This window comes from Echinicola strongylocentroti, assembly GCF_003260975.1.
In the GTDB taxonomy this organism is placed as follows: Bacteria; Bacteroidota; Bacteroidia; order Cytophagales; family Cyclobacteriaceae; genus Echinicola; species Echinicola strongylocentroti.
Genome location: NZ_CP030041.1, coordinates 66,864 through 82,581 on the forward strand (window position 1 = coordinate 66,864; position 15,718 = coordinate 82,581).

The window sequence follows — 15,718 nt, forward strand, 5'->3', positions numbered from 1 at the left end:
CAGCATAGTAAATACTGTCAAGTTAATTAGTTATTCAGACCATATACTCCGCAGTACCAAGGCAAACTCATCTAGTGTATACCTCGGGTTTAGCCCGGTTTACTCTGTTTGAGCAGTTGGGTATCCTTTGTCGATCCAGTCTGTCTTGATGTTGTTTAGAATGGCCAACAATTTATGCTGATTAAAGCCCAGGTCATTTAGTGCTTTAAATGCAGGCCTCACATTGGGGCATTTTTGTAACGGGCAGCAACCACAGTAAATGATAATTTCCTGATCTTTGTCCAGCTTCTCCACTCGTTGGATCAATTTATCAATATTCTTTCCATCTTGCCCAGGCCCAATATCCACAGATCCCTCGATCACCGCTTCCGGTCCCACACTGAGTAAAACAGGGATAGTTTTATCGTCTAAACGCATCTGCTTATTCAGCTCATATGGAGAGACCATTTGCTTGGCAGTCCAAGGTTCTTTTGTCTGGAAGCCAAAAACACCTATCAAAATTATTAAGGTAGCTAATGCTATTGTTTGCGTATTTTTCATGATATAGGTCCGTTATCAGTTGTAAACATACAGTTTCCGTGTGAAAACTGCAAAATCCACTGTGTCTAGATGCCTAGTCCTCCATAACAGTTAATTTAACCCGAGGATTGGGCAAATAAGGATTGTTTTTTTGTTCTGCATGATTTACCATGTGTTGCTGTAAATACAGCTGCTTGAATTAAATTGATATTTACCAATAAAAAATAGACTTAATATATGTTAAAAATATAAAAACATGATTAATACATACCTCATTGGAACAGTCATTGCGTTATATCACCTGAATTGATAAATAGATTTGTAACCAAAACCACAGTAACCATGAAAGATCTAAAGAACAAACGTGTCGCAATTCTAGCAACCGATGGGTTTGAAGAAAGCGAATTGACCAGTCCAAAATTTGCACTTGAAGAAAGTGGCGCCGAAGTAGACATCATATCGCTGGAAGAAGGCAGGATCAGAGGCTGGAAAGATGGCAACTGGAGTTTGGATATTGGAGTGGACAAGGCCATCACGGAAGCGTATGATGGTGATTATGATGCCTTGGTTTTGCCAGGCGGAGTGATCAACCCGGATAAACTAAGAAGAAACCAAAAGGCCATTGAATTTGTCCGTTCCTTTTTCAGGACCCATAAGCCTGTAGCGGCTATTTGCCACGGACCTCAGGTGTTGATTGACGCAGAAGCTGTTAGTGGCAGAAAACTCACTTCTTTCCATTCAATCAAGAAAGACCTGGAAAATGCAGGCGCAAAATGGTTTGATAAAGAAGTGGTAGTAGACCAAGGACTGGTGACCTCAAGAAGCCCTAGCGATTTGGAAGCTTTCAATAACAAGCTGGTCGAAGAAGTATATGAGGGATCTCATATGCAACAAACCTTATAAGAACCACATGTGCAACGGGAACCCGGAATATGCATCAACCGGGATAAAAATGTAACTCGTAAAGAAGCGTACTCTCCATAAAGGGTACGCTTCTTTTGGTTTAGGTGACATGGGCAAATGACGGATCAAGCGGAAAAGCTAGGTGCTGATAGAACGCTGATGACGCAGATGATTATGATTTGCACTGATTTTTTCTTTAAATGGAAAAGCCAAGTAGCATAAAAAAAGCCCTGAAAGGGCGTAACACCCTTAGCCATGGGCAACGCCCATGGTGAACATCAAAATAATCTTCTGGTTTTAGCAGCAACCATCTTCCTAGCGCTTATAAATTCACGCTAAAACCCAATACACACCAATAGCACTTTTTTCAATGATCAGTAGGGAAAGAAACTCAAGTAAGTGTGTCGAAAATTATTCCCCAGAAATATTGCTTGGTCCCAGATTGCCATGAAGTATAAGGCATCATTAAACCCGGAGTTATTCCAGTTTATTCTTGGTAAAAATGTTGTTTTTTTCTTCAGCCAAAAGAAAAGCAAAGGGCTTGGTACTTTCGCTTAGCTCAAATATCCTCCTCAAAATCGCCAAACTCGGTATAATGACTATCATACCGGAAATCCCCCAAATAGCTCCGCCCAACAACAGTCCAAGCAAGGTGATAAAGGCATTTAAATTGACATTTGCCCCTACGATTTTAGGAGTGAGAAAATTACTCTCGACCAACTGGATGATGGTAAATAGAATGACAATGATAAATGGTGAAAACATCGAATCAGAAGTCAACATGGCATAGAAAAAAGGCAAAATAGCCCCCAGAAAAGGCCCTAAATAAGGAATAATATTCAAAATAGCCGCAAAAAGCCCAAAAAACAAGGCATGCTTGATCCCTAGAATATATAGTGCCCCGGTATTCAATACAGCTAAAATGGCCATCACCTTCAATACGCCAATAATATAGCCCTGTACCATTTTTCTAATGTTAAAAATCTCTCCTTTTACTTCATCTTGTTTCTGGTCTTTAAAAAGCTGTACCAAAAAATAAGTTAAATGACGACGGTAAATCAGCATAAAAAAAACAAACACCGGCGTCAAAACCAGTCCCGTGAGCGAACCAATGGCGTTGAGCAAAACCGCTTGAATGCTTTGGTCTCCAGTTTGTAAAAAACTCACTATCTGTCCTTTATTGATTCCATTTTCCAGGCCAAGATTCACTCCCAATTTATTGGTGAAAAAACCATTCATACTGGCAAAAAACTCATCGGCCCGCTGCCCTACATCACCAAGGTCTTGACTTACCCCTTTGATCTGTAGTACAACGAGGGTAACAATAGCACCAACAATGATAAGTCCACTGAGCAAAGAAAAAAGTGCACTTAAGGTTTCTGGAACCTTCCATTTTTCAAGTTGCTCACAAAGTGGTGTCAGCAAGATCGAAAGCAAACCGGCTACCATCAATGGCACAAGTAACTTTTTACCTAAAATCATTATAAAAACGATGGTAATGATCAATAGTAAAACAAAAAGTACTCTTAGAAACGTAGGTATATGTAATTTTTGCATAGAATAAATGTATAACTTTAAAAACTTAAAAGTACAATAACAGTGCCTATACCTATTATATTTATTTTTTACGTAATTAAAGTCAAAGGTTTTATGGTTAACAACATAGGCACATAGAGCACAGCAGTAACCTGTTGTTCCTGCAGCTGTGCTGCGGAACCACGAAAATTGAGTTTTTAACTCACCACCACTTATGATAGCTGCTTTTGGGGAGATGCCAAATGTAGTTGAACAACATAGACACATAGGGCACAGTAGAAAAGGCTGCCACAATTGGCTGCTAGTTGTAAAACCTAAAAAAAATCAGTGAAAATCAGCCTGATCAGCGTTATCGGCGTTCCATCATTAGTCAAAAAATCTATGTTTTCTATCTTCCTATGTGGTTAAATACAATACCATCTCCAAGTAATTATTGGTTAACAACATAGACACATAGGGCACAGTAGAAAAGGCTGCCACAATTGGCCGCTAGTTGTAAAACCTAAAAAAATCAGTGAAAATCTGCCTGATCAGCGTTATCAGCGTTCCATCATTAGTCAAAAAAACCTATGTTTTCTATCTTCCTATGTGGTTATCAAATAAGTTAGCTGTTTTATGTTACTTTTTCGATGCCTTAGAATCTGGGTTTAATATATGTAGGCGGCCACCAATCCTTCTATTGAAGAATAATGGGTAAAAGCTCCATTAATAGTCATCCTCCAATAGGAAATTTATGTAAAAATCATAAAAACGTAACATTATTTAGAACCAAGCTAAGTTTTGATTAAAATTCTGAAAAACCAGAAATTTGGATTAGTTTTGTAGCCAAATTTTAAAAACACAATGAAGAAAAAGTGGAAAGTCGCCTTCGGGACAATTATTTCAGCATCTTTAGCAGGGTTATTTTGGCAAGTAGAAGCTCCAGCAGCAGAAAATTTCGCTTCTGAAGACCAACTGGTTTTTTCGGACATTGCATGGTTACTGACAGCCTCTTGCCTGGTCCTTCTTATGACCCCAGGGCTGTCGTTATTTTATGGAGGAATGGTCGGCAAAAAGAACCTTATTTCTACCATGCTCCAAAGTTTTATCTCACTGGGCGTGGTGACCATGGTCTGGACGGTAGTGGGTTTTAGCTTGGCGTTTGGTGATCCCATTGGTATAGAGATCGATGGACAGTTATATGGTCTCATCGGGAATCCTTTCCAATACATGTTTTTTGACCAAGTGGGTAAATTGCCCCATTTGACCATTGCCAGCAGTATCCCATTTGTTTTGTTTGCACTTTTTCAAATGAAATTTGCCGTCATTACCCCAGCGATCATAACAGGATCATTTGCTGAGCGGGTTCGATTTATTGGGTATGTGTTTTTTATAGGGCTTTTCTGTGTGTTGGTTTATGCACCACTTTGTCACATGGTTTGGCATCCAGATGGATTGATCGGTGCCTATTTTGGTGTATTGGATTTTGCAGGAGGTACGGTGGTGCACATCAGTGCAGGTTTCGCCTCATTGGCTGGTGCCATGTTCATTGGTAAGCGTCGCAATCAACACCATGCCCCTTCTAATATCACCTACATCATGCTGGGAACAGGTATGCTTTGGTTTGGCTGGTTTGGCTTTAACGCTGGCTCTTCCCTAGCGGCCAACGGGACGGCAGCTGTAGCCTTTGCCACCACCACTATAAGCTCTGCCACGGCCATGATGACCTGGGTCTTCTTTGACAGGATCCAAGGTCGTAAGATTACCGCCATGGGCGCCTGCATCGGTGCGGTGGTAGGACTTGTCGTCATCACCCCTGCGGCTGGCTTCATCACGGTTCCCCAAAGCATGTTCTTCGGGTTTATCGGTGCTATTGTGTCTAATCTGGCCCTATCTGCAAAGTCATTGAAGAAAATGGACGACACCCTTGATGTATTTGCCTGTCATGGTGTAGGAGGTATTATGGGGATGATTTTGACGGCCATCTTTGCCAGTCCAGAAGGCTCCAGTTTATTGCATGGCGGTTGGGCAATCTTTGGCTCCCATATGGTGGTACTGGTAGGTGTTTCGGTATTTTCTTTTGTGGTTTCCTACGCCATCTTCTTTGTGTTGAACAAATTTGTGACCCTAAGGGTCCGTGACGAATACGAGGAAGTCGGATTGGATATCTCCCAACATGGAGAGTCCGCATAAGGGCATTTTAACTTGGTAATAAAGCATTTAACCCGGATTATGCGTTAGGAATCGTAGTGAGAGCTGAAATTGCAAGAAAATCAGTTAGTTTGGAGGCATTAGCGTAGCACCGCTACGGTTATGCCGAAAACTAAAGTGAAACGGCTGATTTTGAAGCAGTTTAAGGTCGCAGCAGATAGGCTAATGCATATTCCGGGTTTAAAGGTCACCTGGCAAGAAGGGTGACCTTTTTTAATGGAAAAGCACACCAAAACAATTTGTTTATAAAACTTGGCTACGTGCACGATTCAGGAGACTCATTTTAATGGAATAAAAAAAACAACTTATTTCACTTCCAATATAATCCTCCTGTAACTCGTCAGCTGCGGCTCTCCGACATCAGTGACTTCACAGATCAAATGAATAGACGCACCTGTCGCTTCTAATGGAACATGGATCTTGGCAATTGGTGACGTTGCATTCTCTACCTTTACCGTTCCTTGATAACCACTGATTTCTGAAAGTACCCACCATTTAAAATTCAACTTGTCTCCATCTGGATCACTTGATCCGGAAGCATCCATCGTCAGTATTTCGCCTGTTTTGGCGTTTAAATTGATCATGGAAATTCCTTCGTGTTCGTTTACCGTTACTATTGGGTTCTTATTGCCCTTTCCTGTGTTTGCCCAGTCCATCCGAGCCACAAAATTATTGAAGGTAGCTGGGTAAAAATAATCCTCATACTTTAAGCAGATTTCCTTTGCCTTACCTCTCCAATTGGTAAAGGCCTTGGTGTAGTCATCCGGCCCTATCCCAAATTCAAAATAACCTCCCCAGCCTACATGACCTGGCTTGGTAGGATCATTAAGGCCATTGGGCATCAAATGCAAAAAAGCCGGGGTATCCCCTTCAACGCCATATTTGTATTTCGGATAGACCTTGCCTAGATTGCCGTGAGTTTGGATATGCTGGGCATATTCTTCCCAATTGGCTTTTCCTGTTCCGTTTTGGTATTTCCAAGCACATTCATCCCATATAAACATTAGATCCGCTGAAAATTCCCTACGTAACCATTGATGCGAACTAATATCAAAGGGCGTTCCTGATTTGTAAGAACGATCTTGATCAGTAATGGCATAGGTGGGGATTTTTTTCAAGAATGCTTTCAGTTCTTCTTCACTCCTCTCCTGCTGCACGTCCCATATCGCCTGTGCCAAGGTATTGCCTCCGCCCCAAACAGTAATCCACAGGGGACGCTCGTCCTCTTGATCGGCCAAGTCAATGATCCAGTCACTGCCAGGTGATTGGTTTCCCTCCCCAATATGTTCCATGCCTCTTTTCTTGCTACCAAACATCGTGATACTCCTCAGGTATTCAGGACTCGGCCAATAGCCCATGTTTTGGGTAGATTCATCTTCCTTAAAGCCTTTTTGACCGCTTCTCTTCATCAAATTGGGAAGGTCTTTCTCATAAGCATCTATGGCATCATGGATCAATTGAATAAAGTCCTCCTCAGTCTCCTCCAAGCTCCAGCCAGTGGTGTAGATCAATCCTTCAATTTCGTAAAGATCAGCATGTACCAAAAGTCTCACCAGCGATTCACTATCATCTGTTTCCCAAGTGGAGACATCCGTTAAGACCACTAACCGTGGCTTTGGGGAATCTATTGACTCACGGTCAATGGATTGTTGCTGGGCAGCGCTTTCTCCAAAACTAATTAACAAAGCAAAGGCGGAAATGATGAAGAAACGTTTCATAGGGTTATTATAGGTGGTTACATGCTACTCTAGCAATAATTTATCCCGGATTATGCGTTAGGAATCGTAGTGAGAGCTGAAATTGCAAGAAAATCAGTTAGTTTGGAGGCATTAACGTAGCATCGCTACGGTTATGCCGAAAACTAAAGTGAAACGGCTGATTTTGAAGCAGTTTCAGGTCGCAACAGATAGGCTAATGCATATTCCGGGTTTATACAATATTCTATCATTCATGATGGTCCAGCATGGATAATCAACCTAAAACATGCCGTGCTAGTACTTTCTGCACATCATAAACATTGACCGATTTATTGAACTTCTTCACCATTGATGGCTGCTGCTCACCAGAGATCCAGATTTTGAGTTCTGCATCCAGGTCAAAGGTCCCGGCAGTCTCGATGCTAAACCTTGTGATGCTTTTATAGGTGATGGATTTGTATTCCACTTTTTTACCCGTCAAGCCCTGTTTGTCCACCAGAATCAATCGTTTACTGGTAAAAATAAAGGTATCACGTATCAACTTAAACCCAATCTCTAGCTCTTCCCCATCAATCAACAACTGACCGTAATCGGCTCGAAGTTTCTCAGGTTCTACGGCTCCAGCATTGCCGAGCAGCGATGAAAATATTCCCATAACGTATGATTTTTATTTCTTTCTAAATTACTGCCGTCCGAGTAAATTACGAAGATGAATATTATGCCCTCCAATTTTGATTTGGAAGGCTTTTTTATTGTGAGTCAAAAAGTACCCCTATCCGGAAAGGAACAATTCAGTTTGTATATTTTGAAGGTCCTTTTGAAATATACTTTTAAAGTAAGCTTCCGAATGAAGCAGAAACCTTTCCAGACTAATATAAGAAGATAAATTTTTTACACCACCATCACCACAGTAGAAAAATCCTCGGCTTCTTTTATCCTTTTATGGAGAACTGTAAACAGCAGGTTGAGAATCAAAGCTGTCCAGATCTGGATTTTTATCCCGTTCTCGCTGTCCGTATGGTGGTTATGTTGCCCCACCTTTTGGTCAAATTCTCGGTATAAACGATATAAAACCTATCTATTTTTTGTGAATGTATAATATAAATCCAGAACATCATCCAATAAAAAAGGCAACCGATTTACGGTTGCCAAGAGCCTCCTGTCGGGATCGAACCAACGACCTACTGATTACAAGTCAGTTGCTCTACCATCCCGATAGCTATCGGGATAAGGAGGCTTTAGCTCCCGCTATAACGCATTTTTAACTTATTTGAAATTTCCGGATATTTTCGGAGATTATCTAAATACGTTCTTGATTTACATTTTTTGAGATGCCCTTCTATCCCGATAGCTTGCTTTTCGCCGGAACATTCAATGGTATAAAAGAATTGCCAATCCGCTGCTCTATTGGTAAACGCGTCCTTAAAAGTATGGTGGTTATGTTGCTCCAACCTTTTGGTCAAATTCTCGGTATAACCGATATAAAACCTGTCTATTTTTTGTGAATATATAATATAAACCCAGAACATCATCCAATAAAAAAGGCAACCGATTTACGGTTGCCAAGAGCCTCCTGTCGGGATCGAACCAACGACCTACTGATTACAAGTCAGTTGCTCTACCATCCCGATAGCTATCGGGATAAGGAGGCTTTAGCTCCCGCTATAACGCATTTTTAACTTATTTGAAATTTCCGGATATTTTCGGAGATTATCTAAATACGTTCTTGATTTACATTTTTTGAGATGCCCTTCTATCCCGGTAGCTTGCTTCTCACCAGAACATTCAATGGTATAAAAGAATTGCCAATCCGCTGCTCTATTGGTAAACGCGTCCTTAAAAGTATGGTGGTTATGTTGCTCCAACCTTTTGGTTAAATTCTCGGTATAACCGATATAAAACCTGTCTATTTTTTGTGAATATATAATATAAACCCAGAACATCATCCAATAAAAAAGGCAACCGATTTACGGTTGCCAAGAGCCTCCTGTCGGGATCGAACCAACGACCTACTGATTACAAGTCAGTTGCTCTACCAGCTGAGCTAAGGAGGCTTATTACTCTACCATCCCGATGGCTATCGGGATAAGGAGATTTTATATTGTCTTAACTACCTAAGGAATTATCAAAAGCTTTCCTATATCCTGATAATTTCCTAGGTTAAACAAATTAATGTTTTTTGAAAAGTTTTATTTAAAGACTTCTCTCTTTTCGGCTTATCCGAAAATACAGAGCCTCCTGTCGGGATCGAACCAACGACCTACTGATTACAAGTCAGTTGCTCTACCAGCTGAGCTAAGGAGGCTTATTTACTCTACCATCCCGATAACTATCGGGATAAGGAGGCTTATTTACTCTACCATCCCGATAACTATCGGGATAAGGAGGCTTATTACGCTACCATCCCGATAACTATCGGGACAAGGAGGCTTAAATTGCTCTACGGTTCCGATGGATAATGGAATGTAAAACGTTGCTTACACTAAGCCTATCCCTCAGGGATATTACCTAAAAGGACATTTTGTGTAATTTATTATCACTACATTTTTTCAGATAAATAAGCTATGGAATAATAATTAAATAACTTATGCGCTGTCGTGATAACTAAGGATCAAAATCTGTCAATTAACATAATAAGATATGGAATGAGTTACTTTCTCATTCTCTTTTCCCTTATTGCGAGTGCAAATATATATGGATAGGTATATGATCCCAAATGATTTGGTGAAAAAATTAGGGAGATTAATATATCTCCCTAATTGCTAGTTAATTAAAATTCCCTTAAAATGGATAGTTTTTTCTTAAGCTTTTCTATTTCTTCTTCAGCTTTTTCAATTTTCTCATCAAATTGATTTTTCAATTTGTCAGCCGTTTTTGAAGATGCAAAAAACTCAAGGTTATTTTTCCATAAAGTAATATTGTTTTCCAGATCTGATATTTGTTTCCTGATGCCATGTTCTTTTTTATTGAACACTCGATCACTATTAGGATCACCTTGAATCTTGTTCAAATTCAGCCTGAATAGGAACTCTTCCCTATTTTCACCATCCGTATCAAGCTTTTCAACGCATGATTCTACCGCCTCATTGAATTTGCTTGCTATTTCTTTGATGTTTTTTCTTGGAACAAAGCCAATGGCATTGTACTCTGCCACTAACTTTTCGAGATTTTCTACTGTAAATTCACCTCCCTCTGGCAGGGATTTAATTTTTTCGCAGACTTCCTCTTTTAGCGTTAAGTTTTTATCAAACTCCTCATTGATTTCCTTGTTGGCCTGTCTCCTATTGTCAAAAAAAGTATCGCACGCTGTCTTAAACCTTTTATAGAGATCATCACGTACCTTTTCTGGAGTTGGCCCTAGCTTTTTCCAATCCTGTTGGAGCTTAATAAGGGAATTTGAGGTGTTTTGCCAGTCTGTACTGTCTTGGTATGATTCTGCTACTTTGATGAGCTCTTCAGCCTTTTCTTTGTTGATTCTTCGGATTTCATCCAATTCCTTAAAGAAAAGGTTCTTGTTATGGAAGAAATGTTTAAATGCTCCCCAGAAAGACCGGTTGATTTCTCGCCCAGATTCTCTCGGAACAGGTCCGATGGCTTCCCACTGCTTTTGGATCTCAAGAATTTCTTTTGTCTTCGCATTCCACTCCTTGATACGGTTGGCTTTGAAGTCCTTAAAACCATTGAGTGTTTGGATAAGCTCTTCCTTTTTTGTTTGGTTATCTTTAAAAACTTCTTTTTGGCTTTCATAGTAAGCCTTGCGTTTTGCATAGATCGCATCAGATGCAGCCTTGAACCGTTGCCATACTGCTTCCTGCTCATCCCTCGGGACTGGGCCGATATGCTTGAACTCCTCATGAAGTTCATTAAGGGTTTTTATGGCTGTCCGGAGGTCTTCTTCCTTATCTAGGGCTTCGGCTTTGGAACAAAGCTCCAGTTTACTTTCTAGGTTTTTCTTTCTGTCCAGCTCTTTCAGCTCAAAATAAATGCTCCTATTATCATAGAAACGATCCATAAGGGCATTATAAGATGCCCAAAGGTTCTTGTTTTGCGAACCAGGGACCGGACCGATCTCTTTCCATTCTTTTTGGATATCTTTTATGGTACTGATACTATGGGTAGTTTCCTCACCATCAACAAGTTCACGCAGTTGTTCCAGAATTTGGTTTTTAGCGTAAAGGTTTTTTTCTTTTGACTCTTCCAGTTCCTTAATTTGGGAACTTCTCCTGTTCTTGAATTCTCCATATAAGGCAAAAAACAGTTTGTCATCTTCACTTTGCCTATAGAAAAAATCATCTTCAGCACCTCCTTCTTGAACAAAACTTTTTAACGCTTCCTCCTTTTCTTTATTGAAGTGATCTTCCTCAAAATGAGTCTTAATATCGTTGACTACAGGGTCATATTTGACATAATTGCCCTTTTCCATCAGTCCTTTAAGGGCTGATAGCAATTGTTTTTTGCTGAAATTCCCGTAATCTACATGATGCTCTTCCTCATGGTGGTCATCATGATCGTGGTCATGTTGGTTCTCCTCGGGATTTGCATCTTCTTGACTTACCTCGTCCTTAGATTCATGCTGATTACCCAAATCGGTCTTTTCTACCTGTTGTTGGGTCACCTTGTTTTCTTCTGATATTTCCTTATCGTTCTCCATAATATGCTATGAGTACTTCTTTCCAAATATGCTATAAACAAAAGTAATAAATAATTTAATTTAATCTTGGGTCAATAGGATAATTTGCCAGTACCTGAAAATCTCCTCCCATATTTCTTAAAGCAACCCTCCAAAGGTCATCCGGTGAGGAAGTGAAAATAGATTCAGCATCGATATCATCACATATTATCCAGGTTTTCTCAGCAAGTTCACTTTCAAGTTGCCCACTTGACCACCCTGAATATCCAATAAAAAAACGGAAGTTTTCCAAATCGATATGGCCTGCTTTATATTTAGCGACAAATTCTTCGAAATTACCTCCCCAATATAAGTCCTTGGCAAGCTCGATGCTTCCTTCCACTACAGGTTCTCCCCAATAGATAAAATGAAGCGTATTTTGCTCTACTGGCCCGCCCACATAGACTTCCATGTCTAGAAAATCGAGTTCATCCAACAAGTCCTTTATCCTTAATATCGATAATTTGTTCAAGACAAGACCAAAAGATCCTTTTTCATTGCTCTCACACAGTAAAATAACAGACCTTACAAAATTCTCATCCTGTAAAAAGGGCTCTGAAATCAACAATTGCCCAGATCGGGGTGGTATGTGCTTGTTTTCCTCCATCAAAATATTCTCGATATCCGACTTTTAATATAGGTCAAAATTTCATAAATGCAATTACTAATAGTACTTTTATGATTATAATATTTTGATTTTATTATGGATTTAGCTTCGATTAGAACCGAATATTCACTTAAGTCTTTAGATGTCAACAAGCTGGATGCATCTCCCCTAAGCCAATTTCAAATCTGGTTGGATGAAGCTATCCTGTCAAAGGTAAATGAACCCAATGCCATGAACCTGGCCACTGTAGGGCCGGATTATAGGCCAAGCGCCAGAATAGTGCTACTAAAAGGTATCGATACTGGTTTTATTTTTTACACCAATTATGCGAGTAAAAAGGGAGAAGAAATTGCGCAGCACCAAAGTGTGGCATTGACATTTTTTTGGCCTGAGCTACAACGTCAAGTCCGGATAGAAGGCAATGCGGAAAAAGTTAGTCGTGAAATGTCTGATGAATACTTCTTGTCCCGCCCAAAAGGAAGTCAGGTTGGAGCCTGGGCATCTCCACAGAGTCAAGAAATTCCAGATCGTAGTTTCTTGGAGCTAAGGGAGAAGAAAATGCAAGCGAGATTTGTATCCGAACAGCTCAGCCGCCCTCCTCACTGGGGTGGTTATCGGGTAGTGCCTGACCGTATCGAGTTTTGGCAGGGAAGACAATCACGTTTGCATGATAGAATTGCATACCAGTTCCAAGATGGCGGGAATTGGATTAAAAAAAGACTGGCACCATAAAACAAGGAAGGACTCGCCTTCCTTGTTTTATTTCAGATCAAATAAATTTTTGACGCCTATTGTTTTTTCTACCGTATATCCTTCGCCATATTTTTTGTTGATCATATGACCAAACTCCCTGGCCCTCGCTTCCACAAAATCAAAATACTCTTTGCTACTAATGAAGCTTTCTGGTTCCTTATTATTGGGGTCGAAAAATTGTGACTTGAAGGCTTTGATACTGTTCAATTTATCTTCCCAAAATTCAGAAATATCAAAGACAAAATCAGGTTTGATATAATTATTTTGTATGTAATGATAGACATACGTTGGTCGCCAGGCTTCTTGTTGTTTTCCTTCCAGTTCAGTAGTTACCTTTCTCAGTCCGCTGATAAAACATGCTTTTGAGGCTAGAGCACCTCCCCTTCCATGGTCAGGATGTCTATCCGTAACGGCATTGGCCAAGACTATTTCAGGCCGGTATTTTCTGATGATTTTGACTACTTCAAGGTGATGGGCTTCATCATCTGTGAAAAATGCGTCCCTAAAACCTAGGTTACCCCTAGCAGAAAGCTGAAGTATCTTAGCAGCTTCTGCTGACTCCTCCAAGCGGATTTCCGGTGTCCCACGAGTGCCCATTTCGCCTTGGGTAAGGTCCAATACTCCGACTTTGTACCCCTCCTTGACATGAGCTGCGATGGTTCCAGAACACGATAATTCAGCATCATCTGGGTGAGCGGCTATAGCCAGTATATCTAATTTCATAACGACTTAATAATGTTTAGATTGATAAAGTTGTAGTAAAACACCAAAGCTTACCCAAAAAGTTTATCGGATCCTTAATCTTTGTCCTACGCGGAGAATAGATTTTGAGGAAATGTGGTTTAAACGGGTGATACTCCTCACAGAAGTACGATACCTGTTGGCTATGACGCTGAGGTTTTCACCGCTTCTTACCCTGTGGTACACCGCTTGTCTCATTTTAATGATATGTTCAAAGCTACTAGCTGTCACGGTATACACAGAGCTTTTGAGCCTTCCAACAGAAAAATCAAACAGTTCGGTAGGGTTGATGGATAATCCTTGATACCGCACCTCAAAATGCAAATGAGGCCCCGTACTCCTACCAGTGCTGCCTCCATAAGCAATCAATTCACCGGCTTCTACTTCTTGGCCTACTTCTACATTGTATTTTGAGAGATGGCCATATAGCGTTTCCAAGCCATTCTTATGCCTTACCACCAGATAATAACCATAACCATACCGATCATATGACCTCATCCGGACGATCCCGTCAAATGCACTGTAAACGGGATCTCCCCTATTCAGGTCCAAATCAGTGCCATGGTGCCACCTATATCTCCTAAATCCAAACTCCGAGTTGATTTTGGTGTGATCTAAGGGACTACTCCAATTGGTTCCGAAAAAAGGATCATATAGCTTGATATAAACTGTATCCTTAAACTCTTTCGGCTCAAAACCATAACTATCTATCCGTTGGCTGTCCCAAGAGGAATAATATTCATAGGCTGTGATCCAGATACTGTCAATTAGAATTCTTTCTGAAACTTGGGCCAGCTGATGGGTAGGTGCCCAAATCAGGGACAACGTATCTTCACTCACGGTGCTGAGCCGCCTACGGAGGTCCACTTTATCCTTGTAAATAAGGGAATCAGTGCCCCTTTGAAGATTATAAAGGTACTCTTGGACATCAAAGGTCTCTAATTTACGGGCATCAGGCACCTGTACAGGCTGCGTTTTATCCTTTTTTATAATTTTAGGAAAAATCTGTGCATGGGCTTGGGACAAGCTCATGCACAGACCAATTATTAATAAAATGACTATTCTAATGCCCATTCGTATTTATGCCAACTCTTTTTCTGCGAGAAAACGCTCCGCGTCCAGCGCTGACATACACCCTGTACCTGCTGCTGTCACAGCTTGTCTGTACACATGGTCTTGGGCGTCGCCACAAGCAAATACCCCATCTATATTGGTTCTAGTACTGCCTGGCTGGGTAATGATGTAACCTGCCGCATTCATGTCCAAATAATCCTTAAATATATCTGTATTTGGTTTATGGCCAATGGCCACAAAAAAGCCTGTTACTTCGAGTTCTTTTTCTTCACCAGTATTATTGTTCTTTACCCTGACACCACTTACTTCCTCTTCTCCAATAATTTCTTCTGTTTCTGTATTCCACAAAATCTCTATCTTGGGATTGGACATTACGCGTTTTTGCATGATTTGAGAAGCCCTCATCTCATCCCTGCGTATAAGCATATAAACTTTTTCACATATATTGGCCAAATATGAAGCCTCTTCACAAGCTGTGTCACCTGCTCCCACGATAGCTACTTTTTGGTTTCTAAAGAAAAAGCCATCACACACTGCACAAGCAGAAACTCCCTTTCCGTTCAACCTGGTTTCGCTTTCCAGACCTAGCCATTTGGCTGAGGCACCTGTAGATATGATCACGGTATCAGCAAGGATTTCATCTTTATCATCCACCGTTACTTTATGCGGGCGTTGTGTGAAGTCCACTGCTGTCACCATACCATAGCGCACATCAGTGCCAAACCGCTCAGCTTGCTTTTTGAAGTCTTCCATCATCTGTGGTCCCATGACGCCGTCTGGATAGCCAGGATAATTCTCCACGTCATTGGTGATCGTCAACTGCCCGCCTGGTTGGCCGCCAGTGTAAAGGATCGGGCTGAGACCAGCTCTGGATGCATAAATGGCTGCTGTATAGCCTGCAGGCCCAGAACCAACAATTAAAACCTTGATTTTTTCTGCTTCTTTATTCATTGACCAGTGTTTTTTGGTTGGCAAATTTTAGAATTTTAATCTTTTTAACAAAGCTTACCAACGTTAAAATTCCCTAAA

General features: G+C 40.7%; 15 protein-coding genes and 4 tRNA genes. 3 read left to right on the forward strand and 16 right to left on the reverse strand.

What is annotated here, in order from left to right:
* Positions 1-99 precede the first annotated feature (99 nt).
* Positions 100-540 carry a rhodanese-like domain-containing protein gene (locus tag DN752_RS00285; protein ID WP_112782124.1) on the reverse strand — a complete coding sequence of 147 codons (441 nt, stop codon included), beginning with the start codon at positions 538-540 and terminating at the stop codon, positions 100-102.
* Positions 541-861: 321 nt separating this feature from the next.
* On the opposite strand from DN752_RS00285, the gene DN752_RS00290 reads away from it, so the two are divergent.
* Entirely contained in the window at positions 862-1,422 is a 561-nt protein-coding gene (locus DN752_RS00290) for a type 1 glutamine amidotransferase domain-containing protein (protein ID WP_112782125.1), read from the forward strand.
* A 477-nt stretch (positions 1,423-1,899) separates the two neighbouring features.
* Here DN752_RS00290 and DN752_RS00295 read toward each other — a convergent pair whose 3' ends face one another.
* Entirely contained in the window at positions 1,900-2,979 is a 1,080-nt protein-coding gene (locus DN752_RS00295) for an AI-2E family transporter (protein WP_112782126.1), read from the reverse strand.
* A gap of 822 nt (positions 2,980-3,801) precedes the next feature.
* On the opposite strand from DN752_RS00295, the gene DN752_RS00300 reads away from it, so the two are divergent.
* Positions 3,802-5,130: an ammonium transporter gene (locus tag DN752_RS00300; protein ID WP_112782127.1), complete on the forward strand. Its 1,329-nt coding sequence runs from the start codon at positions 3,802-3,804 to the stop codon at positions 5,128-5,130.
* Positions 5,131-5,453: 323 nt separating this feature from the next.
* On the opposite strand, the gene DN752_RS00305 is transcribed toward DN752_RS00300, so the two are convergent.
* The 11 genes from DN752_RS00305 to DN752_RS00350 all read right to left on the reverse strand — a co-directional run bounded on the left by DN752_RS00305 (position 5,454) and on the right by DN752_RS00350 (position 12,121).
* Complete coding sequence (locus tag DN752_RS00305) at positions 5,454-6,866, reverse strand: DUF1593 domain-containing protein (RefSeq protein WP_112782128.1); 1,413 nt, start codon at positions 6,864-6,866, stop codon at positions 5,454-5,456.
* A 253-nt stretch (positions 6,867-7,119) separates the two neighbouring features.
* Positions 7,120-7,500 carry a PH domain-containing protein gene (locus DN752_RS00310; protein ID WP_112782129.1) on the reverse strand — a complete coding sequence of 127 codons (381 nt, stop codon included), beginning with the start codon at positions 7,498-7,500 and terminating at the stop codon, positions 7,120-7,122.
* A 236-nt stretch (positions 7,501-7,736) separates the two neighbouring features.
* A complete protein-coding gene (locus tag DN752_RS24280; RefSeq protein WP_162633055.1) occupies positions 7,737-7,883 on the reverse strand; it encodes a hypothetical protein in 147 nt (48 codons plus the stop codon).
* A 115-nt stretch (positions 7,884-7,998) separates the two neighbouring features.
* Positions 7,999-8,082, reverse strand: a tRNA-Thr gene (locus tag DN752_RS00315).
* A 1-nt stretch (position 8,083) separates the two neighbouring features.
* On the reverse strand, positions 8,084-8,377 hold the full coding sequence (locus DN752_RS00320) for a GIY-YIG nuclease family protein (RefSeq protein WP_211324103.1): 294 nt from the start codon (positions 8,375-8,377) through the stop codon (positions 8,084-8,086).
* Between the two features lie 35 nt (positions 8,378-8,412).
* A tRNA-Thr gene (locus DN752_RS00325) sits at positions 8,413-8,496 on the reverse strand.
* A gap of 1 nt (position 8,497) precedes the next feature.
* Positions 8,498-8,791: a GIY-YIG nuclease family protein gene (locus DN752_RS00330; RefSeq protein ID WP_211324105.1), complete on the reverse strand. Its 294-nt coding sequence runs from the start codon at positions 8,789-8,791 to the stop codon at positions 8,498-8,500.
* A 35-nt stretch (positions 8,792-8,826) separates the two neighbouring features.
* A tRNA-Thr gene (locus DN752_RS00335) sits at positions 8,827-8,899 on the reverse strand.
* A gap of 178 nt (positions 8,900-9,077) precedes the next feature.
* Positions 9,078-9,150 (reverse strand) — tRNA-Thr (locus DN752_RS00340).
* Between the two features lie 465 nt (positions 9,151-9,615).
* Positions 9,616-11,496, reverse strand: coding sequence for a DUF349 domain-containing protein (locus DN752_RS00345; protein WP_112782130.1), 1,881 nt, complete (start codon positions 11,494-11,496; stop codon positions 9,616-9,618).
* 55 nt (positions 11,497-11,551) lie between these two features.
* Positions 11,552-12,121, reverse strand: a complete 570-nt coding sequence (locus DN752_RS00350) for a YqgE/AlgH family protein (protein ID WP_112782131.1) — start codon at positions 12,119-12,121, stop codon at positions 11,552-11,554.
* 96 nt (positions 12,122-12,217) lie between these two features.
* Between DN752_RS00350 and pdxH the strand changes: the two genes are divergently transcribed.
* Complete coding sequence (gene pdxH / locus DN752_RS00355) at positions 12,218-12,853, forward strand: pyridoxamine 5'-phosphate oxidase (protein WP_112782132.1); 636 nt, start codon at positions 12,218-12,220, stop codon at positions 12,851-12,853.
* Between the two features lie 27 nt (positions 12,854-12,880).
* On the opposite strand, the gene bshB1 is transcribed toward pdxH, so the two are convergent.
* The 3 genes from bshB1 to trxB all read right to left on the reverse strand — a co-directional run bounded on the left by bshB1 (position 12,881) and on the right by trxB (position 15,640).
* A complete protein-coding gene (gene bshB1, locus DN752_RS00360; protein ID WP_112782133.1) occupies positions 12,881-13,597 on the reverse strand; it encodes a bacillithiol biosynthesis deacetylase BshB1 in 717 nt (238 codons plus the stop codon).
* Between the two features lie 63 nt (positions 13,598-13,660).
* A complete protein-coding gene (locus tag DN752_RS00365) occupies positions 13,661-14,689 on the reverse strand; it encodes a M23 family metallopeptidase (RefSeq protein ID WP_112782134.1) in 1,029 nt (342 codons plus the stop codon).
* Positions 14,690-14,695: 6 nt separating this feature from the next.
* Positions 14,696-15,640, reverse strand: coding sequence for a thioredoxin-disulfide reductase (gene trxB, locus DN752_RS00370; protein ID WP_112782135.1), 945 nt, complete (start codon positions 15,638-15,640; stop codon positions 14,696-14,698).
* Between the last annotated feature and the right edge of the window lie 78 nt (positions 15,641-15,718).

Excerpts from the sequence above, each read along its gene's own strand:
- DN752_RS00285 (WP_112782124.1), bottom strand. The coding sequence starts at position 540 with ATGAAAAATACGCAAACAATAGCATTAGCTACCTTAATAATTTTGATA.
- DN752_RS00290 (WP_112782125.1), top strand. The coding sequence starts at position 862 with ATGAAAGATCTAAAGAACAAACGTGTCGCAATTCTAGCAACCGATGGG.
- DN752_RS00295 (WP_112782126.1), bottom strand. The coding sequence starts at position 2,979 with ATGCAAAAATTACATATACCTACGTTTCTAAGAGTACTTTTTGTTTTA.
- DN752_RS00300 (WP_112782127.1), top strand. The coding sequence starts at position 3,802 with ATGAAGAAAAAGTGGAAAGTCGCCTTCGGGACAATTATTTCAGCATCT.
- DN752_RS00305 (WP_112782128.1), bottom strand. The coding sequence starts at position 6,866 with ATGAAACGTTTCTTCATCATTTCCGCCTTTGCTTTGTTAATTAGTTTT.
- DN752_RS00310 (WP_112782129.1), bottom strand. The coding sequence starts at position 7,500 with ATGGGAATATTTTCATCGCTGCTCGGCAATGCTGGAGCCGTAGAACCT.
- DN752_RS00320 (WP_211324103.1), bottom strand. The coding sequence starts at position 8,377 with ATGATGTTCTGGGTTTATATTATATATTCACAAAAAATAGACAGGTTT.
- DN752_RS00330 (WP_211324105.1), bottom strand. The coding sequence starts at position 8,791 with ATGATGTTCTGGGTTTATATTATATATTCACAAAAAATAGACAGGTTT.
- DN752_RS00345 (WP_112782130.1), bottom strand. The coding sequence starts at position 11,496 with ATGGAGAACGATAAGGAAATATCAGAAGAAAACAAGGTGACCCAACAA.
- DN752_RS00350 (WP_112782131.1), bottom strand. The coding sequence starts at position 12,121 with ATGGAGGAAAACAAGCACATACCACCCCGATCTGGGCAATTGTTGATT.
- pdxH (WP_112782132.1), top strand. The coding sequence starts at position 12,218 with ATGGATTTAGCTTCGATTAGAACCGAATATTCACTTAAGTCTTTAGAT.
- bshB1 (WP_112782133.1), bottom strand. The coding sequence starts at position 13,597 with ATGAAATTAGATATACTGGCTATAGCCGCTCACCCAGATGATGCTGAA.
- DN752_RS00365 (WP_112782134.1), bottom strand. The coding sequence starts at position 14,689 with ATGGGCATTAGAATAGTCATTTTATTAATAATTGGTCTGTGCATGAGC.
- trxB (WP_112782135.1), bottom strand. The coding sequence starts at position 15,640 with ATGAATAAAGAAGCAGAAAAAATCAAGGTTTTAATTGTTGGTTCTGGG.